At 42.4% G+C, this 24,783-nt stretch carries 19 protein-coding genes; 9 read left to right on the top strand and 10 right to left on the bottom strand.

The features are described 5' to 3' along the window. Positions 1 to 12 precede the first annotated feature (12 nt). From ACK4EX_RS00540 to ACK4EX_RS00560, 5 genes are all read right to left on the bottom strand, one after another. Complete coding sequence (locus ACK4EX_RS00540) at positions 13 to 906, bottom strand: hypothetical protein (RefSeq protein WP_409768651.1); 894 nt, start codon at positions 904 to 906, stop codon at positions 13 to 15. Then, a complete protein-coding gene (locus ACK4EX_RS00545) occupies positions 903 to 2,225 on the bottom strand; it encodes a polysaccharide deacetylase family protein (RefSeq protein WP_409768654.1) in 1,323 nt (440 codons plus the stop codon). Before ACK4EX_RS00545 ends, ACK4EX_RS00540 begins: the two co-directional genes overlap by 4 nt. After that, positions 2,218 to 2,991, bottom strand: a complete 774-nt coding sequence (locus ACK4EX_RS00550; protein WP_409768657.1) for an ABC transporter ATP-binding protein — start codon at positions 2,989 to 2,991, stop codon at positions 2,218 to 2,220. Before ACK4EX_RS00550 ends, ACK4EX_RS00545 begins: the two co-directional genes overlap by 8 nt. Further along, complete coding sequence (locus ACK4EX_RS00555; RefSeq protein ID WP_409768660.1) at positions 2,991 to 3,740, bottom strand: MlaE family ABC transporter permease; 750 nt, start codon at positions 3,738 to 3,740, stop codon at positions 2,991 to 2,993. The genes ACK4EX_RS00550 and ACK4EX_RS00555 overlap by 1 nt, the downstream gene beginning before the upstream one ends. 100 nt (positions 3,741 to 3,840) lie before the next feature. Continuing rightward, the gene (locus ACK4EX_RS00560; RefSeq protein ID WP_409768663.1) at positions 3,841 to 4,557 is read right to left on the bottom strand and encodes a YebC/PmpR family DNA-binding transcriptional regulator; all 717 of its coding nucleotides are present in this window, start codon (positions 4,555 to 4,557) and stop codon (positions 3,841 to 3,843) included. A 241-nt stretch (positions 4,558 to 4,798) separates the two neighbouring features. Here ACK4EX_RS00560 and ACK4EX_RS00565 point away from each other — a divergent pair, with 241 nt between their 5' ends. Next, positions 4,799 to 5,467: an outer membrane beta-barrel protein gene (locus tag ACK4EX_RS00565; RefSeq protein ID WP_409768666.1), complete on the top strand. Its 669-nt coding sequence runs from the start codon at positions 4,799 to 4,801 to the stop codon at positions 5,465 to 5,467. 49 nt (positions 5,468 to 5,516) lie between these two features. Here ACK4EX_RS00565 and ACK4EX_RS00570 read toward each other — a convergent pair whose 3' ends face one another. From ACK4EX_RS00570 to ACK4EX_RS00585, 4 genes are all read right to left on the bottom strand, one after another. Further along, complete coding sequence (locus ACK4EX_RS00570; RefSeq protein ID WP_409768669.1) at positions 5,517 to 6,767, bottom strand: ABC transporter permease; 1,251 nt, start codon at positions 6,765 to 6,767, stop codon at positions 5,517 to 5,519. Next, positions 6,760 to 7,917: an ABC transporter permease gene (locus tag ACK4EX_RS00575; RefSeq protein WP_409768672.1), complete on the bottom strand. Its 1,158-nt coding sequence runs from the start codon at positions 7,915 to 7,917 to the stop codon at positions 6,760 to 6,762. The genes ACK4EX_RS00570 and ACK4EX_RS00575 overlap by 8 nt, the downstream gene beginning before the upstream one ends. A gap of 104 nt (positions 7,918 to 8,021) precedes the next feature. Further along, the gene (locus ACK4EX_RS00580) at positions 8,022 to 8,798 is read right to left on the bottom strand and encodes an outer membrane lipoprotein-sorting protein (RefSeq protein ID WP_409768675.1); all 777 of its coding nucleotides are present in this window, start codon (positions 8,796 to 8,798) and stop codon (positions 8,022 to 8,024) included. Positions 8,799 to 8,929: 131 nt separating this feature from the next. Then, positions 8,930 to 13,567 carry a fibronectin type III domain-containing protein gene (locus tag ACK4EX_RS00585; protein ID WP_409768679.1) on the bottom strand — a complete coding sequence of 1,546 codons (4,638 nt, stop codon included), beginning with the start codon at positions 13,565 to 13,567 and terminating at the stop codon, positions 8,930 to 8,932. Between the two features lie 99 nt (positions 13,568 to 13,666). Here ACK4EX_RS00585 and ACK4EX_RS00590 point away from each other — a divergent pair, with 99 nt between their 5' ends. After that, a complete protein-coding gene (locus ACK4EX_RS00590) occupies positions 13,667 to 15,274 on the top strand; it encodes an Ig-like domain-containing protein (RefSeq protein ID WP_409768682.1) in 1,608 nt (535 codons plus the stop codon). Here the strand turns inward: ACK4EX_RS00590 and rsgA are convergent. Then, positions 15,268 to 16,203: a ribosome small subunit-dependent GTPase A gene (gene rsgA, locus ACK4EX_RS00595; protein ID WP_409768685.1), complete on the bottom strand. Its 936-nt coding sequence runs from the start codon at positions 16,201 to 16,203 to the stop codon at positions 15,268 to 15,270. The two genes, ACK4EX_RS00590 and rsgA, sit on opposite strands and share 7 nt — an antisense overlap. Before the next feature lie 90 nt (positions 16,204 to 16,293). Between rsgA and ACK4EX_RS00600 the strand changes: the two genes are divergently transcribed. From ACK4EX_RS00600 to ACK4EX_RS00630, 7 genes are all read left to right on the top strand, one after another. Beyond that, entirely contained in the window at positions 16,294 to 17,415 is a 1,122-nt protein-coding gene (locus tag ACK4EX_RS00600; RefSeq protein ID WP_409768688.1) for an FIST signal transduction protein, read from the top strand. Between the two features lie 2 nt (positions 17,416 to 17,417). Next, a complete protein-coding gene (locus ACK4EX_RS00605; protein ID WP_409768691.1) occupies positions 17,418 to 19,481 on the top strand; it encodes a PAS domain S-box protein in 2,064 nt (687 codons plus the stop codon). Positions 19,482 to 19,520: 39 nt separating this feature from the next. Then, positions 19,521 to 19,928, top strand: a complete 408-nt coding sequence (locus tag ACK4EX_RS00610; RefSeq protein ID WP_245966135.1) for a response regulator — start codon at positions 19,521 to 19,523, stop codon at positions 19,926 to 19,928. A gap of 5 nt (positions 19,929 to 19,933) precedes the next feature. Further along, on the top strand, positions 19,934 to 21,919 hold the full coding sequence (locus tag ACK4EX_RS00615) for a response regulator (protein ID WP_409768694.1): 1,986 nt from the start codon (positions 19,934 to 19,936) through the stop codon (positions 21,917 to 21,919). Next, positions 21,919 to 23,052: a serine hydrolase domain-containing protein gene (locus ACK4EX_RS00620; RefSeq protein WP_409768697.1), complete on the top strand. Its 1,134-nt coding sequence runs from the start codon at positions 21,919 to 21,921 to the stop codon at positions 23,050 to 23,052. Before ACK4EX_RS00615 ends, ACK4EX_RS00620 begins: the two co-directional genes overlap by 1 nt. Positions 23,053 to 23,116: 64 nt before the next feature. Further along, positions 23,117 to 23,989, top strand: coding sequence for a DMT family transporter (locus tag ACK4EX_RS00625; protein ID WP_409768700.1), 873 nt, complete (start codon positions 23,117 to 23,119; stop codon positions 23,987 to 23,989). 68 nt (positions 23,990 to 24,057) lie between these two features. Beyond that, entirely contained in the window at positions 24,058 to 24,783 is a 726-nt protein-coding gene (locus ACK4EX_RS00630) for a DUF481 domain-containing protein (RefSeq protein ID WP_409768703.1), read from the top strand.

Here is a 24,783-nt window from a genome sequence, read left to right on the forward strand (position 1 = left end):
CAGTAGCAACCATTAAAACCATTTTTTCCAGTTGTAATAGATTTCTTCTTGGGCACCAAAACCTTCGTAAAACCTCCGAAGACCCGGGATGTCAGAGCCCTCAAAGTCAAAAACATCTGCTAAGCCGGCCTTTTGCGTCAATACGTGGTCAATGAGAAGGGTGAGTGCATGTGTTTCTTTTCCGTATTCAGTCGTAGCACTGAAAAAGAGTATCACTCTACCTCTGTATTCAAGAAAGAACAGCCCGGCTATGGCAGTGTTATACTCATCATATAGCGTAATGAGATAACCCGTCTTTCGGTGAATGGCTACATACATGATTTGTCTGAGTGTGGCGTAGTGACGTTCCTTGAGGTGTGACAGCTCTTTACCTTTGTTGTTTTGGAAGATGCGAAGTAGCACATCAGGAGCATCGTTGTAAAAAAACTGATGCGGGTACTTTTCAGCTTTTGCCAGATTTCGTTTGGTGTTCTTCGAATACCGAGCCCTGATTTTTTCTGCATTCGACCCAATAAGGGGTATTATAAGGTTGGTTCTAGGTATTAAACTACCAGAGCGAATATTATCAATGGGATTTTGCGCGTTTAAACAAAGGTCTTTGTAGAGGTATTTAAATGGTATATTTTTTAAAAAGGCCCTTAAGAGTTCACTGGAAACTTTCTCTCTGGAAAATACCCCTAATTGCTGAGTGCCATATGGCCTGATAACCGAGGGAAGAAACTTTTTGTAGAGCTGGGATGTAAGGGGCATCACTGCCTTATAGTCGTCATACACCAGAGCATCCCAGCCGTAGGCTACAATGTCGAGATACCAGCTTAGGCCATAAATGAGTGCTTGTGGATCGAGATGTATCGTTAGGTCCCACTGCTTGACGTCAATATCTACATTTTTAACCAGGCGAATCATAAGAGCCTTTTGATGTATTCTAACATTTCGATGTGCAGTTGGTTCCAGCCTTTCCACTCGGGTTGGTGTTCGCTGAAGGTCCTGTTGTGCCACACGGTAATCAGGTGTCCATTTACCTTTTTTACCTGATCGATGATAGGAAAAATACTATGTGCAGCTTGCTCTGGTGTTAGCTTTAAGTAGTCAATAAAGGTAGTTTCCATCAACGGAAAGGGATGAATCATCAGGTCAGTCTGCATTTCTACTTCAAGGTCATAAAAAGGGTAGGGGGTACAAATACCTGCTCTAAAACCGGGCTGCTGAGCATAGCCCATCGAATACTCGTCAGTGATGCCTAACTCAATCAATTGTCGAAACGTAGTAGGCAGGGTAAAGCGCAGGTAATGCATGCGGCTTTTGGTGATTTGCCGGCGTATAGTAGCCTCCAAAGCTGAGATTTCGTGTTCCATTTCAGCAAAATCCAGACTTGCGCGGTATGAGGGGTGTGCCCCTACCTGAGCAAAATCGGCTACATACTTGATGTGTTCCTGATGGCTCGGGCTGTAAATCGGCAGATTTCTATCATATGGTCCATATTTCGAAAAAAGATAAAAATAAATGACTTCAAAACCATACTTTTCAAAAAGCCTGAGCTGGTAATCAATGGTGTCAAATGGATCATTAGCTCCTAAAAAAACAGTGCTGAAACGCTCTTTCATTTTTTTTAAGTTCAGAGCGCGTAGATCATTGATAAATCCGCCAAGTATGCGCAACAGCCCCTTGCCTTTGTAGGCGTAGGTATTATCTACGTCCACCGTAGCTGTGTACGAAAAGGAAGTAGGTTTAATGTTAAAACCAGGGTAGCGTTCAAGTATCTTGTCTTTGAGCTGAAGACACCAATAATTTACTACAGGTTTGTCTAAAAAACCATTTCGGCTTGCGATCGATTCAGTAGGTAAAAAGCGCCCATGCGTATCACTCAGGTGAGGCAGATACTCCTCATATCGCGACACCATGTAGAATACTGAGGCAAATACATCATAGCACACATCGCTACATACTTCGTGAAAGAGGTGAACCCCACACAAAGGATTTAAAGCACAGCGCACCTCCTGCTCGAAAATGTCAGTAGAAAAAAGCAAGCGCGAAGGATAAATCCAAATGCCATCTAAATCACGACAAAAACTATAGTTGATTTTTGGGCCTTGGTGGTTTAAAAATTCCTCCTGATTTTCAGTGATTCTATACTTACAAGGAATTACATGTTCGAAGATTACCCTTGCTGTGTAAAGCAGACGGGGAGTAATTTTTTCAGAGAAAATAAGCAGAGAATCATTCACGAGCAGAGGTCGTCTGATGCGATTGTTTTATGCGTTTAAAGAGCTGAGAGGTGAACACAAATTCGTTTACCTCTTCATTTTCTGTAGCGAGAATTTCCGATTTATTGCCTTGCCAGGCTTTGTAACCATCTTTTATCAAGATGATGTTGTCGCCGATTTCCATCACCGAATTCATATCGTGGGTGTTGATCACAGTAGTTATTCCAAATTCTTGAGTGATTTCGCGAATTAAGTTGTCGATTACGATCGATGTCTGTGGATCGAGGCCGGAATTAGGCTCGTCGCAAAAGAGGTATTTGGGGTTCATGGCAATGGCACGAGCTATTGCTACGCGCTTTTTCATTCCACCGCTCAGCTCTGCAGGATATTTTTTATTGGAATTCTCCAGATTGACTCTTTTGAGGCAAAAATTTACCCGATCCATCATTTCCGATGGACTCATTACAGAAAACATTTTGAGCGGGAAGATGACATTCTCTTCGACCGTGAGTGAGTCAAACAGCGCACTGCCTTGAAAGACCATTCCCATCTCGGTGCGCAGTGCTTTTCGACGCTTAAAGTCCATTTGCGATAGAGGCTCTCCACTGTAGTAAATCTCCCCTCCATCGATGTCAAATAGACCAAGGAGTGACTTCATAAAAACCGTTTTTCCGGAGCCCGATTTGCCAATGATCAGATTGACTTTACCGGGATAGAATTCAGCTGAAATACCTTTAATTACTTCTATATCGCCAAATTTTTTCCGAAGATTTTCAACCCGTATCATCAGCTCAAAATTATTTGTGTAAGAATGTAATTGGCTAAAATGATAATCAGGCTGCTAGCTACCACTGCTCGAGTGCTACTCTGACCTACCTCTACGGCTCCTCCTTTTACGTAATATCCGTAATACGCTGACACGGTAGTAATAATGAAGGCAAAAACCACAGTTTTAATCAATGCATACGTCACGTAAAAAGCTTTGAACTCTAGCAGAAGACCTTCAATAAAATCTTCAGGACCCACCATGCCGGTGAGCTGTCCAAATACATATCCGCCTAAAATGCCCAAGAACATCGACATGCTGATCAGTATAGGATTGAAAACCATAGCTGCAAGCACTTTAGGCAGGATGAGGTAAGAGGCAGAGTTAACTCCCATCACCTCTAATGCATCGATCTGCTCGCTCACACGCATCGTTCCGAGAGTAGAGGCGATGTTGCTACCCACTTTACCCGCCAATATGAGGCTGACCATCGTAGGCGAAAACTCGAGTATTATGCTCTCACGTGTGGCTATGGCTATGTAATACGGCGGAATGAGGGGGTTTTCGAGGTTTAAAGCTGTTTGAATGGTAACCACTGCTCCTACAAACAGTGAGATGATGGCTACTAGACCAACGGAATCGATTCCTAAATGCTCGATCTCCATCAGAAAGGCATCGAAATACATGCGCTTGTTTTCAGGCTTTCGAAAAACTCGCCCGAGCATCAGCACATATCGCCCAAAATCTTCCAAATACCTGTATAGGTTCAAAGTGATTAATTTATTTTACAAAGGTAGTATGATGTGAGGGGTAGCTTGGTTTTAGAATGTGGTAAAAATGTTTATAAGAGGGGCTTTTATGCCCCCTTAATCAAGCCATATTGTGATACACGTTTTGTACGTCGTCGTCTTCTTCGATTTTTTCAAGCAATTTCTCTACCTGAGCACGCACATCGTCAGGCACTTCGCGCGTTTCGTGAGGTATGCGCTCTAAGCCTGATGAAATCACTTCCAGGCCAAGTTCTTCAATGCCTTTTTGCAATTTGCCATAGTCTGAAAAATGGCCATATACCATCAGCGTGTTGTCGTCTTCATCTTCGAAGAACTCTTCGGCTCCGTAGTCGATGAGCTGTAGCTCGAGTTCTTCTATATCCATATTTTCCGGTTTGCGAATTTTAAACTGACACTTGTGGTCAAACATAAAATCGACCGAGCCGCTGGTACCGAGTGAGCCATTGTGCTTGTTAAAATAGCTGCGAATATTTGCCACGGTACGCGTAGGGTTGTCTGTAGCGGTTTCGATCAGTATGGCTATACCACCCGGACCATATCCTTCGTACACCACTTCTTTGTAATCGGCCATCTCCTTGTCGGTAGCGCGTTTAATGGCGCGCTCGATGTTTTCCTTAGGCATGTTTACTGCCTTGGCATTCTGTATGGCCGCTCTCAGTCGCGGATTGGTTTCGGGATTAGGACCGCCTTCTTTTACAGCTATTGAAATTTCTTTTCCGATACGTGTAAAGTTTTTGGCCATTGTAGCCCAGCGCTTAAACTTTCGCTCTTTGCGGTATTCAAAGGCTCTTCCCATAAAAATTTCCTGATTAGTGCACTTTTAGCCTGCAAAGGTATAGTAAACAGCCTTGGTATGTAGTTAGCAGTACCGTGAACCCTGAGTATGAATTTCGTTTTTCAGAATCCCCCACATCATGTTTTTAGAATTTTTGGTATGAAAATCTCATTTTCAGTGACAAAACTTACTTATTTAAGGATATTTACATTTAGAATTATTTAATTTAAAAGAAATTTTTGAAACATAATTGTTGCTTCTTATGAAAACACACCTGCTCGTATTGCTGCTATCAGTGGCAGCACTGTCTGCGAATGCTCAATTTAAAGCAGGAAGCAAGATCATTACCGGTGATTTAAACTTTGGGAACTCCTCTTCAAAGTTTGAGGACAGAAACAACAATGTAACAACAGAAACCGATGGACCTAAACAATCGGACTTTAGCATCTCAGCTGCCGGAGGCTATTTTGTAAGCGACAGGCTGGCAATAGGATTAGGAATTGGCTTTGCCGTTTCTACTGGAGAAGAGCAGTTAAATCCTAACACAACAGTAGAAACTCGCTCAAATTCGATAAGTTTTGTTCCTTTTGTTCGCTACTACATTCCATACAGTGAAAAATTTGCATTCTTTGGAGACTTCAGTGTGGGTTTAGGATTTGGAAGCTATGTAGAAAAACTGATAATAGGCAATTTGACCACTGAACAGAAAGGCACTTTAAATTCTCTGTTAACAGGTATTACTCCCGGATTCAACTACATGGTACACAAAAACATCGGTCTTGAAATTCGCTACGGATTTCTTGGCTATTCATCGTTTTCTTTTAAAGACGATGGTTCTAATCCTGGGGATTACAGCAAAGCTACAACCACTGGTATTGGGCTTGACTTTGGACTCAATAGCCTAAATTTCGGTATAGTTGTCTTTTTATAAAAAAAAACAATTTAATTCATTCGCTTGAAGGGGTGCAATGATCGCAAGGTCATTGCACCCTTACTGCATCTGCGGGGTTAATCTGTAGCGCCCTCCAGCTTGGGTAAAGACTTGCTAAAAAGGAGAAAACAAGGACAAGAGTGATGACATTTCGATAAAAATCAGGTCCGATAACGGGGTAAACCACCGTAGGAATGCCAAAGGCTGCTAAGGCGTCAGAAAGAAAGTTCAAATCAATTCCACCCATTAATGGCCATAAAATTAACCGACCAAGCAATAGACCTACCATTGTACCGAGCAGCGTCATCATCAGGGTTTCCATCTGTAGCATGATAAATGTTCTGGTTTTATTGAGGCCAATGGCCTTCAGCATACCGAGCTCATGTGTGCGCTCGTGTACGATCATGAGCATGGTATTGAGGATTCCAAAGCTGAGCCCTAACATGATGATGATTATAAAAATGTACAATACTCGGCTTCCTACATCCTGCAAATACACCAATTCCGGTGAAAGACGACGCCAGCTCTGCACCAGTAACTCAGGCAAAGCTTCAGCTAATTTTTGCTCGGCCTTCACCGCCTTGTTTTCGTCGGTAAAAAGTACTGCAACCTCATGAGCCTGTCCATTTGTACCCAGCAGGCGATTTAGGTCTGAGCGGAGTACAAAAACATTGCGCTCGTCAAATTGTGTACTCACACTCCGAAAAATGCCAGCCACTTTAAAGGCACTTGAAATCACATTATATTCACTATCGGTAAATGAAAGCACTATTCTGGACCCATAGCTTACATTCAGCTTATTTGCCAGCTGGCGGCCAATGAGCACCTGCATAGGCGCTTCCATACTGAGGTAAGAACCTTCCACTATCAACTCATCGAAAGCGGTCACTTGCTTTTCAGCTTCCGGATCAATTCCTCGTATCTGTACTGCCCCTGAGGAAGTAGGCGACTGTACGATGCCGGCAGCAATGGTGCGAAGACAGTGCCTCAGGTAGTTTGACTCTTTTTTCAAGGCAGATTCTACCTGCGAAATATCGGCAATGGTGTATTTTACCTCAAACTGCTCTGACCACTTTGGATGGTGTATCTGTAAATGGCTAAAATTTTTTTCAATAACGATTTTAAAGCGTTGGGCAATCATTCCTTGGCCCATACTGATAGCAATCATACCCCCAGCCAAACCAAGCGCTACGGCCGTCATTAGCGTAAGCGAACGACCCTTATTCCTCCAGATGTTGCGATAGGCTACAGCGAGCAGTAGCTTTAAATCAGAAAAAATATTTCGGACTTTATCAGTCACCTCTTGCAGCTTTTAAGAAGTTGAGTTTCATTACGAATCGGTAAGGATATATGGCAATAAGACTGCTGATGAGCAGTATGACCAGGCCTTGTACAAGAAAAATGACAGGCTTGATGGAGAAGTACAGCATGGGTTCAATGCCAAAGTCATCGGCTATAGCCTGTAAATCACCTCCGAGCGGAATAGGGTGAAAGTGCATATACAGAAGAATAGGGAACCCTACTGCCACACCAAGGAGAACGCCAGATAAGCCAAGCAAAAGAGTCTCAACTACGGTAGTAAGAGCAAGCAACTTTCGCTTCATGCCGATGCTGATAAGCATGCCAAACTCGCGAGTGCGCTCCAGCGTCATTGTGAGCACTGTGCCAAAAATGCCAAAGCCCACCACCACATACAGAATAGCCAGCAGTACGCGGTTTGAAATCGTATCGAAAGCCAAAGCCTGTAAGAGTTCGGGCAACATCTCCTCCCAAGTAAGAGCCGTAATGCCTTCGCTTTGAAATTTGGTGCGGATTGCACTTGCCAATTCTGGCGCTTGTTCTGGATTTTCCGGATTCACTAAAACCTGGGTTACAAGTCCGGGCATATCAAAAAGTCGTTGAGCCTCTTCAAGTGGAAGGAAAAAAGTGATTTTATTCAACTCTTTTACGCTGAGTTTTACTACGCCTGCCACGTGATACTTGCCACTCGCCAGAGTGCCTTGATACCCCTGACCTATGACCACAACAGTATCGCCCACTTGTACCTGGAGGTACTCTGCTAATTCGCGTCCGAGCACGGCGCCACCCTTCTGATCAAACAACGACCCCTTTATGATTTTGGAAGACAAGGCATTAAAATCGTTTTCTGCATCAGGTATTATTCCCTGAATCAACGCGCCTGAGGTCTTTCGAGGGCCGGCTGCCAATACAAAATTTTGAATCCTGGGAATGTAACCAGCCTTGAAAGGCAAAGTTGAAAGGCGCTCGTAGTACGATTCGTTCCAAGGTATAGCTAGGTCAAGCGAAGGGGTAGCGCGATAGCCAGTATCCATCATCTGCACATAGCCGGTAGAAAGCTTTACAGATGTCTCTATTAAGGCATCATGCGAGCCTTCATTGATGCTCTCGGCCACCAATGCAAGTAATACAGCAAAAAATACACTTGACACCGTAATGAGTGAACGTTTTCGCGATCGTAAAAGATTTCTGACGGCCAGTTGTACAATGAGTTTAATCGGTAGAGTTGACCTGTAGCTGGTAGGTTGCATTAGCCTCAGCGGATGTTTTTTAAATTTTGTAAGCTGAAAAAATCTTCTTTGATGGGCTTGTTAAAAACCGCATTTACGTATTCGATCACTGTCTTATGGCCAGGTTTTCCTTGAGGGATAATTTCGATGCGCGTTGGGATTTTTCGGCCTCCAACTTCTCGAATATTGCTGTTTTGAATTACTGAAACCAACTCTCCTTTATCTCCGTAATTTTCGCTTCGCCTGTGCAAATAGTCTTCTTTACCCACCCAAACTTTTACCTTACTGTAAACGATAGATGAGCCGTGTTTGGGATACATCTCGATGACCCAGCAGTCGGTACCATCTATTTTTTCTGAACCGACGAGTCGCTGTTCAAAATCGTCAATTATCGAGCTTTCGCGCACCAGGTCGTCGTTGGTAAAATCGCTGCCCATCCAGCTCTGTGACATCATGTTGGGAGGGAGCTTTATGGTGCGATCTACGTTAGGCACATAGTTCCAGATCTCTTTTTTTCGCTTTAGAAAAGCTGTGCCGCGGTCGCGAGCTGGCTCAGTAATTAGCACCAAACTGTAATCTTGACCCTTCGCCCAGGTTTTCATTTGCATTTCACGGGTGTAGCGGGGACGCACGATCTGCATGCGCATTTCGAGTTCGGCAGTTTCACCGCGCATGCGATCCTCCATTCTGCGTATAATTTCCTCCGCCGACTGGGCTCGAAGACTTATTACTCCTTGTAATGCGATTGCCACATATAAAAGTTTCCCTACGACTCTCGAGGTAAAATGAACCAAAGTTTTCATATTTGAATACAAAGGCGCAATGGCCTAAATTGTTTGTAAAAGTACGGTGCGCTGCACCTTAATTTTTTGCTAAAGAAAAAAGCCTCCTTCCGATTGAAAGAGGCTTTTTTTATTCGTGTGTTGTAGTCAGATTATTGAATCACAAGCCTTCTAGCCAAATCACCCGCTGAGGTGTTTACTTTAAGCATATACACACCCTTAGGCAGCCTGCTGAGGTCAAACGTGTGTGAAAACTGTCCGTTAGCCGAGGTGAGTGTTTGTTCAAAGATTTTTACACCCTTGATGTCGTAAATGCGTACGGGCAATTTATCGAGATCGTCACTGAAGGTCAGTTCAAATACACCATTGTTTGGATTCGGGTATAGTTTCAGTGTTTCAGCTAATAGAGATTCGTTGATGCCAATACTAAACTTCAGCGTATCACACTTGGTAGCTGATCCACAATTGTTAAAGGCTTTCAGGCAGACAGGGTAAACACCGTTCTGCGGGAAAGTAAAAGTTGGATTCAGCTGGCTGCTGCTGCCCGCAGTACCGAAGGTCCAATGTACGGAGTCGGCATTGGTTACATTGGCAGAGAAGTTAACCGTATAGTTGGTAGTGGTGTAGGTAAAATTAGCAGTGGGTGGTAAAGCAACGCCAACAGTCACCGGAGTTCGAATGTTTGAGCAGCCAGAGGTACCAAAATGGATGTATCCGTTCCAGTTTCTCGGCTGGAAGGTGCTGCCGAAGGGATACGCTTTACCTACGCCCTGAAGCACATCAAATTGAGCATTTGATGCCAAAATGCTACCTACAGCTGTTCCATTGGTGTAATTCACATTCACCCCACCAGTAGTGGTAATGTAAAAGGCATGAGTTCCTTGTGGCAATGTGATTGGAGTATTCATGGTGAGCTTCACTGTAGGGCCGGCCTGAAGAACATTTATGTTGGAGAAAGTTTGAAGCAGTGTCCATGCTGAAGCTGTGTTTTCAAAGCCGACGTGGGTACCTGATTTATAATAAATTTCAAAAGTGTATAAGCCGGTAGTTTGAGGTGAAACAGTGAACGCAGTAATTGTAACTGTTGGAACTTTAACCACTACGTTAAACATGTTTCCATTCTGAGCATTGCCACCAGCTGTAGTGGTGAGCAGAGAGTCAGCTTGTGATGCGTAGCCCAGGTAATACGTATTTTGGGCACTTACACTCGGTACAAAGAAGGTATTGCCTGTGCCTACCGGGGTAGTGGCAGTAGCTGTAGCAAACCAGTTGTAGCCAACGCCGGGAATGTTTTTCGCTTTTAAGGTAATGGTATCAACTCCTTGACACACAAAGGCGCTGTCAGCTTTTGGAGCAAGCGGTATAAGTACGGAAGTCCGCTTCAGAGTGTCGTTGCCTTTCTTCTGATCTACAGCGAGGTTTGAGTAGATGGTTGCTTGAATGTTACCACCGTTTGCGGAATTAAAGGAACCCAACACAATGGTATCCACCTTATTGAAGGTCATCGGACCCGGATAGGTGTAATTGATTGTCTGAGTGATATCACCGGTGATGTTAATGACAAATGGAATGTTGGATGCGGTTACAAAACCATTATTTTTCACAATAGCCGTAATTTGATGAGAAGTCATGCCGCATTGTTGAGCATTCAGTCCGATGATATTGAGCAACTCGATATCGTGTTCATAAGGCAGGCATACGTTCACCGGTCCTTTAAACGCGCTGGAATCTTGTACTGATGCGCACTTAGCTCGCACGTAGATGTCGATGCATGATCCGGCAGGTAAGCCTGTAATTGTGGCTGGTTTTGTAGTTACATTCACCAGGTTACCGAGGGCTGAACCTGGAGTGAAGCCGACGGGGCCCCATTCAATGTCCCAGCTGCTGGCATTGGAGCCGAGCTGTGTCCAGTTAAGAGTTGCCGATGTTGCCGTATTTGACACCAGTGTGATGTTCATTGGGTCAGGACAAGCAGGAAGAGCTTCGATCGTTACATCGTCAATGAAGAGATAGGGCCCCCAACCACTGCGTGCATGAAACTCTATTCGAGCCGTGTCGCCTGTAAAAGAAGCTGGCAGCGGAATGATGTTTTGGCTCAGGGTAGCAGCCGGGGCAAAGGTTGTGGCTCCCGGTGTATTAAATGCAGGACCTTGAAGCATGAGCAAAGTATCAGAAGCACCTGAGAGCTTTCTGGCCAGGACAACAAGTGTATCAGGCCAAGTAGCATTATACTCATGCGACCATTTAAATTTTAACTGAGCCGGCACATTCATTACCACGTAAGGCGTGTTCATTCTGGCTACATTGCCGGCATTATAACTCCAAAATTGAGCCACTGCCATACCAGCGGTGGCATCGTGCTGCCAGTTAAAGTTGCCATTGCTGCTGAAAGTGTAGCATTGTGGCGGCCAGGTGGTAAAGGTTTCTGTGGTAGGCATAGCAACGGCACCACAGGGAGTAGTTAATGCTAAAGGACCAATCCAAGGACTCACTGCATTCGGGCAGCTATCGCGTACATACACTTCATAGCTTGTATTAGGAGTAAGTCCGGTAATTGTGAAACTAAGTCCTGTAAAGGTGCCAGTACCTAAACTCAGACCTACCCCAGGTAAAAATCCCACAGTGCCATATTCATATCTCCTGGAAATACCTTGTCCTGCTGAACCAAGTGTAATTGTGGCACTGGTTGGACCTAAAGCAGTAACTGTTGGATTGATCGATGGCACACAGGCAGGTACATTTTCATAGTTAAAGTTGTCAATAAAAAACGTATTGAACGCGGCACCGGTAATCATAAATCCAATATATCTGGTAGTGCTTACTGTATCGTTGAAATAGATGATTTTTTCTTGATAGCTGTTTGTTAATCCAGTGATTGAATCCACTACGGTTAATCCGGTAAAACTTCCCTCTTGTTGTACCCTTACTACGGTGATTTTGCTGTTGTTGGTACTTGATGCAAAGCGGGCGCGAATCTGCTTGCCACCCTGACCCAGATCGGCAAACCTGGGAGTAATAATCAACAATGTATCTGCAAAAGACTGATTAATTACCAAATGATTGGGTGTACTAAATGGCTGAGTGGTTTGCCAAGATTGTCCTGCTTCAACTGTAAAAGTAGGCCCAAAACCTCCTTTTGAAGCCATGCTCCAGCACTCGGGACTCTGACCGGTGGTCATGTTGTCAAAATTCTCTTGATAGACAACGTTAAAGGGTGCACATTTTGTGCGGAAGGAAACTGGTGAAGACCACGAGCTCAAACCGTTGTTGTTGTTAGAGCAGTTGTTTTGAACAACCACCTGGTAATTAGTAGTAGGCTGCAAACCTGTGATTAGATAAGAGGTCGAAGTAGAAGTGGCCACCGTAGTGCCGGGCACAGTACCAGGCGCTCCCCATGAAATGTTAAACGAACTACCACCTACGGCCACCCAGGTTACCAGAGCTGAGGTATCTGTTATATTTGTTACCGTAACGCCAGTTGGGAATGGACAGGCTGGCACTTGCTCTACGATAATATTCTTCAAAAACAGATCAGGACCAAATCCAGAAATTGCTAAAAATCTGAATTCAACCACCTTTCCGGTAAATTTGGCAGAGTCGAGCAGCAGGATCTCTTCTATGTAATTTCCAGGCGCCACCGTACCGGCATTTGGAGAATTAAAAGAAGGGCCTTGATGGATTTTCAGGGTATCCCATGTAGTTGAAGTTGTTGCTTTAGCCATTACAATCAATCTATCGTCGGGGTAAGACGACATGTATTGATGTGACCAACGGTAACGAAGCCAAGCGTTTGAAGTAATATCTACGGAGCCGGTGGTCATCTGAAAGGTAGTGCCACTGACATAAGACCAAAAATTGGCTCGTGCTGAAGAGTCGCTTGAATAGTGCGTCCATGGTTGTTGGCCTTGGTTAACTGCAAAACAAACTGGTGGCCAAGTGGCAAAAGACGGAGCATATGGCAAAGCAAAAGGTACGCAAAGAGTAGTCACATTAGGACCTGAAGACCAAGGGCTATTTCCACTAGTACAAATAGCCTGAACATTGAATTTATAAGTAGTAGAAGGCTGAAGTCCAGTTACTGTGTAAGGTGGGGTCACGTTGTTAATGACAGTTCCGGTACCGGGGGTAAAATTCCCAATCCCATATTCTACATTGTAAGCAGTAGCGTTACCTGACCAGTTCAGCGTTACGGAATTTGAGGTAACTGATTGAGCTGTGATATTAGAGGGGGGCAAACATGATGGGGCCGGACTAACCTGAATGGTGTAATCGTGTGTTTCTCCGTAGCTAAAATTTGTACAAGATCCTGTAGAGGGTATTGCAGAATTCCAATGACCTCTGATTCTGAATCTAAAAACACCTGTTGGCGTTGTTAGAGGTATTGTGATTTGCTCAGAAAAAAGAGATGGAGTAGAACTTGATGAGCCAGTAGTCGAAGCCCAAATAAACTCTCCCGGATCGTTAAAATCACCGTCGTTGTTGGTATCAATCCATATTGCAAAAAACTGACCGGAATAATTGGATGATATGCTTAAGGTATACTGAAGCCCTTGATTTACTTTAATCGTATCAGATAAAAATGCCGAATACCCTGCATTGCCCGAAGGGCAGCCAGTGGCTGTTTGATTGATGTTAGCAAATGAAAAATTGTCGATATCATCCCCAAAGGAACAACCTGACGAATACAAGTTAGTTGTACAGTACGACTGAGACTTGGCGGCAGTCAATGCAGTTAGAAATAAAAATACGATGTAAAGACACTGCCCTTGCCACAGAGTAATTTTTTTCATACCTGAAAAATTTTTATTCAAACTTACATATTAATTTGCATGTGTTTAAAAAATTAAGTGAAACACAAAAATTTATTGGTGATTTTATCAGTACACAACATGAATTATATTTTAAAACTATTTGTAATTGTTTTATTTGTTACTTCTTGTGCCAATGTTGGAACTATTTCAGGCGGAGATGTCGATAAGATGCCTCCCAAAATAGAACGAGAAATTCCTGAGAATTTTACTACAAACTTTAAAGAAAAAAAAATTGTGCTTTTCTTTAATGAATTTTTAGCTAATACAAATCTTCATAAAGAAGTAAATATTAGTCCTAATCTTGTAAAAAAACCGAAGGTTCAGATCAGAGGAAAAAGTATTGAAATTATACTTGATGAAAAACTCGAAGAGAACACTACTTATGTAATAAATTTTGGAAGGGGTATAGCAGATCTGAATGAAAACAATGTATTAGAAGGATATCAATATGTCTATTCCACAGGCAATCATATAGACTCAAATTTCATTTCTGGTACTGTCTATGAGGCATTGACAAATAAGCCCGCTCTTAATTGTCTTGTAGGCATTTTTTCAGAAAGATATATTTCAATCGATTCGTTGATTTTTTTAAGACCTGAATATTATACCAAAACCGATTCAAATGGAAACTTTACAATCAATTATTTACCAAATAAAAAATTTTACATTTTGGCCTTTACAGATAAAAACAATGACTATATCTTTCAACCAGAATCTGAAGAAGCAGGCAGATATCCTTACCTTAAATCATCGACTGACAGTAGCCCTGTAAATCTTTACATATACCAACAAGATCCCAGGCCAAAAACAGTCGCTTTCAGACTTGTCAATCCATATTTATGTTTCATCACATATCAAGCCCCATTACACACATTTTCAATTAAAAATTTAAGTAATAACCAGATAATTCATACACGTAAAAGCGAGTCGCTCGATACGCTTTTTATCTATTTTGAAAAAGAAATTCAAGATTCCATCATACTATTTACTTCAACCGCTTATGGCAGCGATACCATTAAAATACAAAGAAGACCAGTTAACATTGAAAAAGTAAATATTTACAACATATCCAAACAATTTTTTTCAACCGAAAATCCTATTTACCTGAAATTAAATTATCCAATACAAAAAATAGATACTTCAAAGATTTTTATATACTCAAATGATTCAATAGATTCAAAAAAATTTCAAATATTTGAAATATCAAAAGATCTCTTTGAAATTAACTTCCAAAAGAAAGCTAAAACAAAATACAGCATACATGTGCTTCCAGAAGCTTTTTATTTCAACAAAAATATTTTTAATACCGATACATTCGAAATTCAAATAGAAATTAAAGATAAAGATGATTTTGGAGAGATAATTATTGAGGCAGAGGTTGATACCTTTTTAACGAATTTATACCTGGTTTTTTCTGATAAAAAGGGTAAAGAAATCCAACGTTTTAAATTCATGCAATCTAATGAAAAATTTCATTTAAAAAACCTCGTACCTGACACATACAATGTATCAATATTTTGGGATAGAAATGGAAATGAATGGTGGGATAAGGCAAGGCTCGAAATAAATCAACCAGCTGAAGTAAAAGTATTGTATCCCGAAGATATTTCTGTCAGAGCTAATTGGGAACTAGAACTTAGCTGGAAGGTGCCCCTGAGAGAAGCGTTAAGGCGCTTTGGCTACTGATAGTCATCAACTCGATAGGGGCCGGTTTTTTCTTCTTCCAGCATATTCAGGTAGCTGTGATAGCGTGTTTCGGGTACTGTACCCTCCTCTACCCCGGCACGCACAGCGCAATCAGGCTCATTGATGTGTAGACAGTTGTTAAATCGACAGTTTGCCTTTAGTCGAAGCATTTCGGGGAAGTAATCGCTAAGCTCTTCAGATGTCATATCCACCAATCCAAACCCTTTGATGCCTGGTGTATCAATAACGTATCCACCAAAACTAAGGCGATGCATCTCCGCAAAGGTGGTGGTATGAGTTCCTTTAAAGTGGTAATCGCTGATTTGCCCTGTTTTTAGATTTAGCCCTGGCGAAATAGCATTTACGAGTGAAGACTTTCCTACACCAGAATGACCACTCAGAAGAGAAATTTTGTCTTTTAGCAGCATTTTTAATTCTTCTAATCCAGTGCCCTCAATAGCTGAAGTGCGCAGGGTAGGATAGCCTACTTTGTGATAGATGTATTCGATACCTTCCAAAAGTTCAGAGAGTTCCCCTATAAAGAGATCTGCTTTATTAAGAATCAGATAAGCAGGGATGGAATACGCTTCGCAGGTTACTAAAAACCGATCGATAAAACCAAAACTTGTTTCGGGATAAACAGGTGTGACTATAAGAAGCGCCTGATCAATATTCGAAGCGATGATGTGTGTCTGTTTTGAAAGATTTACACTTCGGCGAATGAGGTAGTTTTTGCGTTCATAAACGCGCTCGATGAGGCACTCCCCCTTCTTGCCAAGTACCAGCTCCACCATATCGCCTACAGCTACCGGATTGGTATTTTTTTGGTCGAGCAGTCTGAGTTTTCCTTTTAGTTTGGCAGATACTACCTGATCTTCGATCTCTACAATGTAAAAGCTACCGGTAGATTTGAGAATTCTTCCTTTCAACTAAATCGTTTTGTCCGTTAACAAAGTTTTTACAAACACAAAAATAGGATGTAACATACTTCATATCTTAGTGCCAAATTTTGTGGACAGGTGAAAACCTTACAAAAAATTTTAACCCCCGATCAACCCATTCCGGCAGTTGAGTTCAATCCCGATTTGATTTTGATCTTCGGAAGCCGTGACTCTTTAGAAAAAATAAATCTACAACCTTTAAAAACCTCTTATCCACAAGCGATTGTCACGGGTTGTAGCACATCGGGTACTATCGCTCAGGGTCAGATTTATGAAGACGAAGTGGTAGTGAATTACATCGATTTTGAAAAAACGCCTTTAAAATACACCTACTGCTCATTAAAGCAAGTAAATTTTGACAGCTTAGAGGTAGGCAGGCATATCGCTAATGAACTGCTTACAGAAGATATCAAACATATTTTTCTACTCTCCGACGGACTGAATGTCAACGGTACTTCTTTGATTAAAGGCATGGCGGATAAGTGCAATGGCAGAGCTACCTCATCAGGTGGACTGGCCGGTGATGCTGATCGTTTCACAAAAACATTGGTCATACACCCAGAAACGCTGCAACCAACAGAACATCTGGTAGTAGCCGTCGGATTTTATGGCAAACATATACAGGTAGGTTACGGCTCTCGTGGCGGCTGGGAATCATTTGGCATCGATCGAAAGGTGACAAAAAGCAAAAACAATGTGGTGTATGAAATCGATGGCCAACCAGCCCTTCAATTGTATAAATCGTATTTAGGAGAAAAAGCCAAAGAACTGCCAGCCTCTGCCCTGCTCTTTCCGCTCAACATGGAAATCAGCGAACATCACACCTCTGTGGTGCGCACCATTCTATCGGTAAACGAAGAAGAGCAAAGCATGACCTTTGCCGGCGATATACCTGAGGGATCAACCGTCAGGCTCATGCGCTCAAACAGCGAAAAACTCATCAAAGGGGCTCTCCAAGCTGCCGACGATGCGCTATCGCTCTTACAAAATCCTGACTTTGCAATACTGGTGAGCTGCGTTGGCCGCAAACTGGTACTGCGTCAGCTGGCTGAAGAAGAAGTAGAAGCTGTACAACAGGAGCTGAATGCAGACGTGGTCACTGGATTTTACAGCTACGGAGAGCTGGCACCTACAGGCGAGATGCGTACCTGCGAGCTTCACAATCAAACCATGACCATTACTACCTTCAGAGAAGTGTGACTATGGAGGAGGATAAAAAACAACTTACTTTAGAGCTACATAAGCTTCTTCAAAGGCAGCTGAAAAAGGCGTTTGGAAATGATCTGCCTTCCGACGATCGATTTGTTCATTTCGTCGAAGCCATTAACCGTGCTTATAGCGATTATGAAAAAGACATTAAACAAATAGAACTGATACTTGAACAAAGTTCAAATGAACTTTTTAAAGCCAATAAAGAACTACAGCGCTTAGCACAAACTAATGCTGAGGAAGCAAATCAAGTTAGTAAGAGGTTGTCGAACATACTAGCAAACCTTACTGATGTAATTGTACAACTCGACAATCAAGGAAAAATCTTATACCTCAACAAAGCCTGGGAAAGTGTAACCGGTTACGGGATCGAAGAATCGCTAGGTGTACACTTTGGTGATGTCTTCCTCGGCCAGAAATGTCACGTACTCTTTCAACCGCTTATGCACGGCGAGTGCGACGATATGGCTCGTACTATTGAATTCACCTGCAGCGACGGAAAAGTCATTTGGGTTAATTTAAAAATGCATGCCCAGCGCAACGATCTGGGCATCATTCAGGGATTTATCGGTATAATGCGCGATGAAACAGACCGATACAACGTCCAAAAGGAAAATGAACAACTTGCCCTCGTCGTACAAAAAACAAAAAACTCCATCATTTTAGCTGATACCGAAGGCAAAATTCAGTGGGTAAATCAGTCATTTGAAAAACTGACCGGCTACACCCTCAGTGAAGTAAAGGGCAAGCGCCCGGGAAGTGTGCTTCAAGGTCCTGATACAGATAAAAATACTGTAAGCTACATACGCGAAAAAATCCAAAACAAAGAAGCAGTATACGCCACACTGCTCAATTACAACAAAGTAGGCAAACCCTACTGGATAGAACTGAACATTGAACCCCTTTTTGACAACCAGGGCGAACACACAGGCTACATAGCTATTCAAAACGATATAACCGAACGCAAAAAGATTCAAGACCGGATTAATCAATTAGTCTTCTTCCTCGATCAATCGAGCGAAGCAGTACAAATCTGCACAGAAGAGGGCTATCTGGAGTTTGTAAACAATGAAGCCTGCAAAAGGCTGCAAAGAACCAAAGAAGAACTGATCGGACTCCATATTAGCCAAATTGAAAAGGTGTTTGAGCCACCAGGTGCCTGGGAAAGACACGTAGCCGAGGTAAAAGCGGCTGGTAAACTTGTGGCCACAGGCGTTCACAAGCGACCGGACGGCAGCACATTTCCTGTAGAAGCAAGCGTATCTTACATTAAATCAGACAACAAAGGTTATATACTCGCTTTTATTCGCGACATTTCAGAGCGCGTACAAGCTGAAAGCCGCATCAAGGAGTACATGGCAAATCTGGAAAAAGTAAACAAAGAACTCGACCAGTTTGCCTACATCGTGAGCCACGACCTGAAAGCACCTCTGAGAGCCATTGCTAACCTAGCTACCTGGATAGAAGAGGACCTTGAAGGAAATATGAATCCCGAAATCAAAAAGCAATTTGAAATGCTAAAGAATCGGGTAAAAAGGATGGAAAATTTAATCAACGGAATCTTACAATACTCAAGAGTTGGCCGTTCTAAAAACAAGCTCGAAAAAGTGGTACTTAATGACCTCGTGAACGAGCTCTGTGAAGCGATAAAAACTGACAACACGTGCCAGTTTATCATCAAAAATGACCCCATAGAACTCTACACAGAAAAAATCGCCCTCGAACAAGTACTTCAAAACTTCATCTCGAATGCCATCAAATACAACGACAAAGACATAAAAATAGTGGAAATCGGATGGAGTGAATTACCCGAAGACAATAAACTTGAAATTTACGTGCGCGACAATGGCCCGGGCATAAGCCCTGAATACCATGAAAAAATCTTCATGATCTTTCAAACCCTGCAAAGCCGCGACGAAGTAGAAAGCACCGGCGTAGGTCTGGCCATTGTAAAAAAAATTGCTGATGAGAAAAAGTCAAAAATTCGAATCGAATCTGAAATGGGCAAAGGCACAACATTTTATTTCACCTGGCCGATCACTGAACGTGAGCAGTAATTTTGTAATCAAATTTTCACAACTCATATGGACAATCTTATGACTATACTTTTAGTAGAAGACGACGAAGTGGATGTGATGAACGTAAAGCGCGCATTTAAAAAAAATCACATCCAAAATCCTCTTTTGGTAGCAGGTAACGGGATAGAAGCTTTAGAGATACTAAGGTCAAAAAACCTCGACGTTCCACGTCCAAAAATCGTACTGCTGGATTTGAATATGCCTAAAATGGGCGGTATTGAGTTTCTTAAAGAACTGCGCAAAGATCCAGAGCTGGCCTCTACTTCTGTATTTGTAATGACCACCAGCAACGAAGATAGCGATAAGGTGGAAGCTTACAACTTAAATGTGGCTGGTTATATACTCAAGCCGCTTTCAATGGAACGTTTTATCGAAGCAGTTTCTACTTTGAAGAGCTATTGGATGCTCTGTGAATATCCCTCATAAACCGCATGACTACCAGTAATCAACTCGGCAAAATCAAGGTTCTGCTGGTCGAAGACGACGACATTGATACCATCGCTTTCAAAAGGGCAGTGAATCGATCAGGTGTCGATGTGGAAGAGGTTTATCGATTTAAATATGCTGAGGAAGCTCTAAAATCTTTAGATCAAATAAATCCACACTGCGTATTTATTGATTACCAACTACCCGGTATCGATGGACTGACTCTTCTCAAGGAAATAAAATCACGAAAGCCAAAACTGCCGGTTATTGTACTTACCTCTCAAGGCGACGAAAAGCTGGCTGTAGAAATGATGAAAGCCGGCGCTTTCGACTATTTCCAAAAGAGCGAGGTCAATACCGATAAAATTTCGAAAACCCTGCTCGGCGTAATCAGACTGCTCGAACTCGAGATCGAACAGGAAAATACACGCCGTCAACTCGAAGAAACTGAACAGTTTATTCAAAAAGTCACCCAGTCGTCTCCAAACATCATCTATGTAAACGACATAGAAGGCAACACCAACCTTTTTCACAACGATCAGCTACGCGAAATACTCGGATATACCCAAGAAGAAGTAAAAGAAATAGGGCCAAACATCTTTGCACGCATCATTGACTTTGAAGAATATCAGCGCATCCGACAGCACTACTTAAAACTTCGCCACGAGCTAAAAGACGGTGAAATAGCTGAAAACGAATTCAGATTAAAGCATAAAGATGGCCACGATGTGTGGCTCTTCACGCGCGAAATTGTCTTTAAGCGAAATAAAGATGGCAAGGTAAAAGAATTGTTGGGCACAGCTATCGACATCACTACACGCAAAAAACAAGAGCAGGAATTGCTCGAGGCTAAAAAAGCAGCTGAAGAAGCGGCTAAAGCCAAAGCAGAATTTCTCAGCACAATGAGCCATGAAATTCGCACCCCGATGAACGCCATCATCGGTCTGACCGAACTGCTTCTGAGAGATTACACCTTCGAACCTGATGTGACCAACAATCTGAAAGCCATAAAATTCGCAGCTGATAATCTTCTTATCATCATCAACGACATTCTCGACTTCTCAAAAATCGAAGCCGGAAAACTCACTTTTGAAAAGATAAATTTCTCGCTCAAAGAAAAATTTGACTTTTTACATAAAACTTTCAAAACCAAAGCACTAGAACAAGGCATCGGACTCTTCTTTCACTACGACGATAAAATTCCTGAGTTCCTTAACGGCGACCCCTATCGACTGAATCAGATTCTTGTAAATCTGATTGGCAATGCCATAAAATTCACCTTACAAGGAGAAGTAAATGTTTCGGCCACTCTTACCAAAAAGATGAAAAACAATGTGATTGTAAAATTGACCGTTTCAGATACTGGAATCGGAATTCCTCCCGATAAAATAGATACCATTTTCGAGAGCTTCTCACAGGCACATAGTAACAAAAAGAAGAACTTCGGCGGTACAGGTCTGGGCTTAGCCATAACTAAAAAACTGGTAGAACTTCAGGGTGGAAAAATCACGGTAGAGAGTGAGATTAACAAGGGTTCAACTTTTACAGTAGAACTAATGTATGGCATTGGTCAAAACCCGCAACTCACCGAAGAAGTAAAAACTGACACTTACGCTAACTTTAGAAACCTTAAAATCATAGTTGCTGAGGACAATCCGGTGAACCAAATTCTCATAAAACACATCCTGAACAAGTGGGGCTGTGAATATGTGGTGTGCAACAATGGTAGAGAGGTGCTCGAATGGCTTGACAAGGAAAACTTCAACCTGATCCTTATGGATATTCAGATGCCTGAAATGGATGGACTTGAGACCTTGCATCACATCCGTCATTCCAAGAGAAATTTTGCCAACATACCAATAATCGCCCTTACAGCAGATGCGTTTGCGCGCACCAATCCAGAATATACCAACGCCGGCTTCCAGGACTTTCTGACCAAGCCATTTAAAATGGAAGAACTTGAAAAAGTGATTACTAATCTGAATTTGTAATGACGAAAGCAAAAAACATATTAATCTATACTTTTCTCATCGCTCTCGTACTCGTAGGCTTGTTGTATGCTTTTAAGCTCGACTATTTGATCAAAGGCGTTAGAATTGTTTATCTTAATGGTTACAAATCATCGTTTATACACGATTATTTGTACTTCGACCGCGACACTGTACGGCCATCACAGCAGATTTCGGAACTAACGTATTCCAATGAACTCATTCAAATACCCAAACAACTCGATAGCTTGCTGGAGGCACTACACACTGCTTCTTTTTTAGTCGTTAAAGACGGAAAAATAGTTTTTGAAAAGTACTACCACGGCTTTAAAGCGGATACGGTGACCAATTCTTTCTCGATGGCTAAATCGGTAGTCACGCTTCTTACCCAAATGGCCATTCAAGATGGCATCATTCCCTCATGGAATACTCCCGTCAAAAAGTACTTACCTGAAATTCATGGTTTGTTTTCCAATCAAGTCACACTGTTCCACCTCAGCGCTATGTGCTCAGGCCTTGAGTGGGATGAGAATTACAAAAACCCCTTTGGTGTAACTGCTAAGGCCTATTACAGCAACCAGACCAATGACATTTGCCTAAATCAACCCTTCGACAATGAACCTGGCAAAAAATTCATTTACCAAAGCGGAAACACCCAACTGTTAGCTCTTGCACTAGAACGGGCTACCGGTAAACGCATCAGCGAACTGCTGGAAGAAAAGCTTTGGAAACCCCTTGGCATGGAACGCACTGCCTATTGGCACCTCGATAAAAAAAATGGCGACAATATAGCCTACTGCTGCATCAATGCATCAACACACGACTTCGCTCGCCTTGGACTATTGGTGCTTAACAACGGTAAATGGAATGGAAAGCAGCTCGTTGATTCAGCCTTCCTCTGGCGGGCGCGTCAACCCTACCTCGAGACTAAATATGGTCAATCCTTTTGGTTAGCTAACGAGCAATACGACGAACCCATAGCGTATTTCAGAGGACATACCGGCCAATATATCATCATGCTTCCCAAATCAAACGCAGTAATTGTTCGCACCGGCTATAAATCCTTGCCACAATCAGATGGCATGCATCACGATGAGTTTCATCACATCGTAAGAGGTGTTAAGTCTTTGTTCTAATTTCTAAATAAAAGGATACCCTACTTTCGCCGGGTTTTAACCAAAGAGGGTTCAAGTATTATTGATGCAGAAAAAGTGGGTGAGATGGTTTCTATTTGCCACACTTGCTATTGTGTGGGGCAGCTCCTTCTTGCTTATGAAAAAAGGGCTGCGCACTTACACCTACGACCAGATGGGAGCACTGCGCATCGTATTTGCCTGGCTACTAGCAGCTATTTTGTCAGTTAAGGATTTCAAAGAAATTAGAAAATCGGACTTTTGGCCACTGATGTGGGTAGGCCTATTGGGTAATGGTATTCCTTATTACTTGTTTCCTCTGGCTGTAAAGCACTTAGATAGCGGTTTGGTAGGGATTTTTAACAGCCTTGTGCCGCTTTTTACGCTTATTACAGGGTCGATATTTTTTGGTAGAAATTTTAAACCTATTCAAGTTTTAGGGGTAATTGTCGGATTTTCAGGAGCCCTGCTGCTTTTGTTTCCCAAACTAAACCTTGAGGTAAATCCAAACCTCATTTATGGCAGCCTGGCCATAGCGTCAACGATTTGCTATGCGCTCAGCATCAACACAATATCTTCAAAGCTCGAGCACATGCGCAGCATCGCCATCACAGGGCTATCACTATCAGTGGTTGGACCACCTAGCCTGGTCTACTTGCTTTCAACAGATTTTATCGATCGCCTAACAACACATCCGCTCGGATACACCAATCTGGGCATTGCCGCATTTCTCGGTATGGTCAATTCGGCTTTGGCCATCATTGTCTTTAATCAACTGATTAAAATGACCAGCCCACTTTTTTCGTCATCGGTCACATATTTCATACCTGTAGTGGCCCTGATGTGGGGTGCCTACGATGGTGAGCAACTCGGTTTTTTTCATCTATTAGGTGTATCAACGATTTTAATTGGGGTGTATTTGGTGAATAAAAGGAGATGAAAAACCATCAAAAAGTACTTTTTACGCTGTCTCTAATACTACAGTTGTATTCTTTGCAAGCACAAATAATGAATATTGAGAGACGTAGGCAGCAGTTTGATACGATTGGATGGTTTGGCAGCACTGAATGGCAGCTGATTGCTGAACAAAACAGCAAGCGATACTTCACCTTTCGCACATTAAACACCATCGAACGCCAAACCTACAAGCGAAATTTTTTGGTACTCAGCGAATTGCGCTTTGTAAGCGGTGAAGGGCAAACTTTTGCTAACTCCGGATTTGTCCATTTTCGATACACGTACAAAGTTGATGAAATTCCACTTGATTCAACTAGAAGCCTCAAGACTGGTCATTTTTTGAGATGGGAGTCGTTCATACAGCAGCAGTACAATGCCCTTTTGGGCGTGCGTTTTCGCAATTTGTTGGGTACAGGTCTTCGCTTTAAAATTGTTCAAAAGCGGGTACTATCGTTTTTTACAGGTATCACTCCACTGATGCATGAGTACGAAATAGAGCGCAACGGAAAAATAAACAACGACTTGCGGCTAAGCTCCTATGCCGCCCTCAATTACAGAGCAGACAACAATTTGACGCTCGTAATGGCGGTGTATTATCAGCCAATATGGTTTATGGCATATGATCACCGAATCAGCTGGGAAGCAAATGTTTTTACCAAACTTACCCGCCATTTTGACTTGATTATTAATCTTAATTACATGTACGATACCAATCCACCCGCGGGTATACGCAATCACGTGTACAACATTCTGAATGGCGTAAGGTATAATTTTTAA

This window comes from Thermaurantimonas sp. (assembly GCF_046299575.1).
Classification (GTDB): Bacteria; Bacteroidota; Bacteroidia; order Flavobacteriales; family Schleiferiaceae; genus Thermaurantimonas.

Bases quoted from the DNA above. Each gene is read 5' to 3' on its own strand.
- ACK4EX_RS00540 (WP_409768651.1), bottom strand. From the start codon at position 906: ATGATTCGCCTGGTTAAAAATGTAGATATTGACGTCAAGCAGTGGGAC.
- ACK4EX_RS00550 (WP_409768657.1), bottom strand. From the start codon at position 2,991: ATGATACGGGTTGAAAATCTTCGGAAAAAATTTGGCGATATAGAAGTA.
- ACK4EX_RS00560 (WP_409768663.1), bottom strand. From the start codon at position 4,557: ATGGGAAGAGCCTTTGAATACCGCAAAGAGCGAAAGTTTAAGCGCTGG.
- ACK4EX_RS00565 (WP_409768666.1), top strand. From the start codon at position 4,799: ATGAAAACACACCTGCTCGTATTGCTGCTATCAGTGGCAGCACTGTCT.
- ACK4EX_RS00580 (WP_409768675.1), bottom strand. From the start codon at position 8,798: ATGAAAACTTTGGTTCATTTTACCTCGAGAGTCGTAGGGAAACTTTTA.
- ACK4EX_RS00585 (WP_409768679.1), bottom strand. From the start codon at position 13,567: ATGAAAAAAATTACTCTGTGGCAAGGGCAGTGTCTTTACATCGTATTT.
- ACK4EX_RS00590 (WP_409768682.1), top strand. From the start codon at position 13,667: ATGAATTATATTTTAAAACTATTTGTAATTGTTTTATTTGTTACTTCT.
- ACK4EX_RS00605 (WP_409768691.1), top strand. From the start codon at position 17,418: ATGGAGGAGGATAAAAAACAACTTACTTTAGAGCTACATAAGCTTCTT.
- ACK4EX_RS00610 (WP_245966135.1), top strand. From the start codon at position 19,521: ATGACTATACTTTTAGTAGAAGACGACGAAGTGGATGTGATGAACGTA.
- ACK4EX_RS00615 (WP_409768694.1), top strand. From the start codon at position 19,934: ATGACTACCAGTAATCAACTCGGCAAAATCAAGGTTCTGCTGGTCGAA.
- ACK4EX_RS00620 (WP_409768697.1), top strand. From the start codon at position 21,919: ATGACGAAAGCAAAAAACATATTAATCTATACTTTTCTCATCGCTCTC.
- ACK4EX_RS00625 (WP_409768700.1), top strand. From the start codon at position 23,117: ATGCAGAAAAAGTGGGTGAGATGGTTTCTATTTGCCACACTTGCTATT.
- ACK4EX_RS00630 (WP_409768703.1), top strand. From the start codon at position 24,058: ATGAATATTGAGAGACGTAGGCAGCAGTTTGATACGATTGGATGGTTT.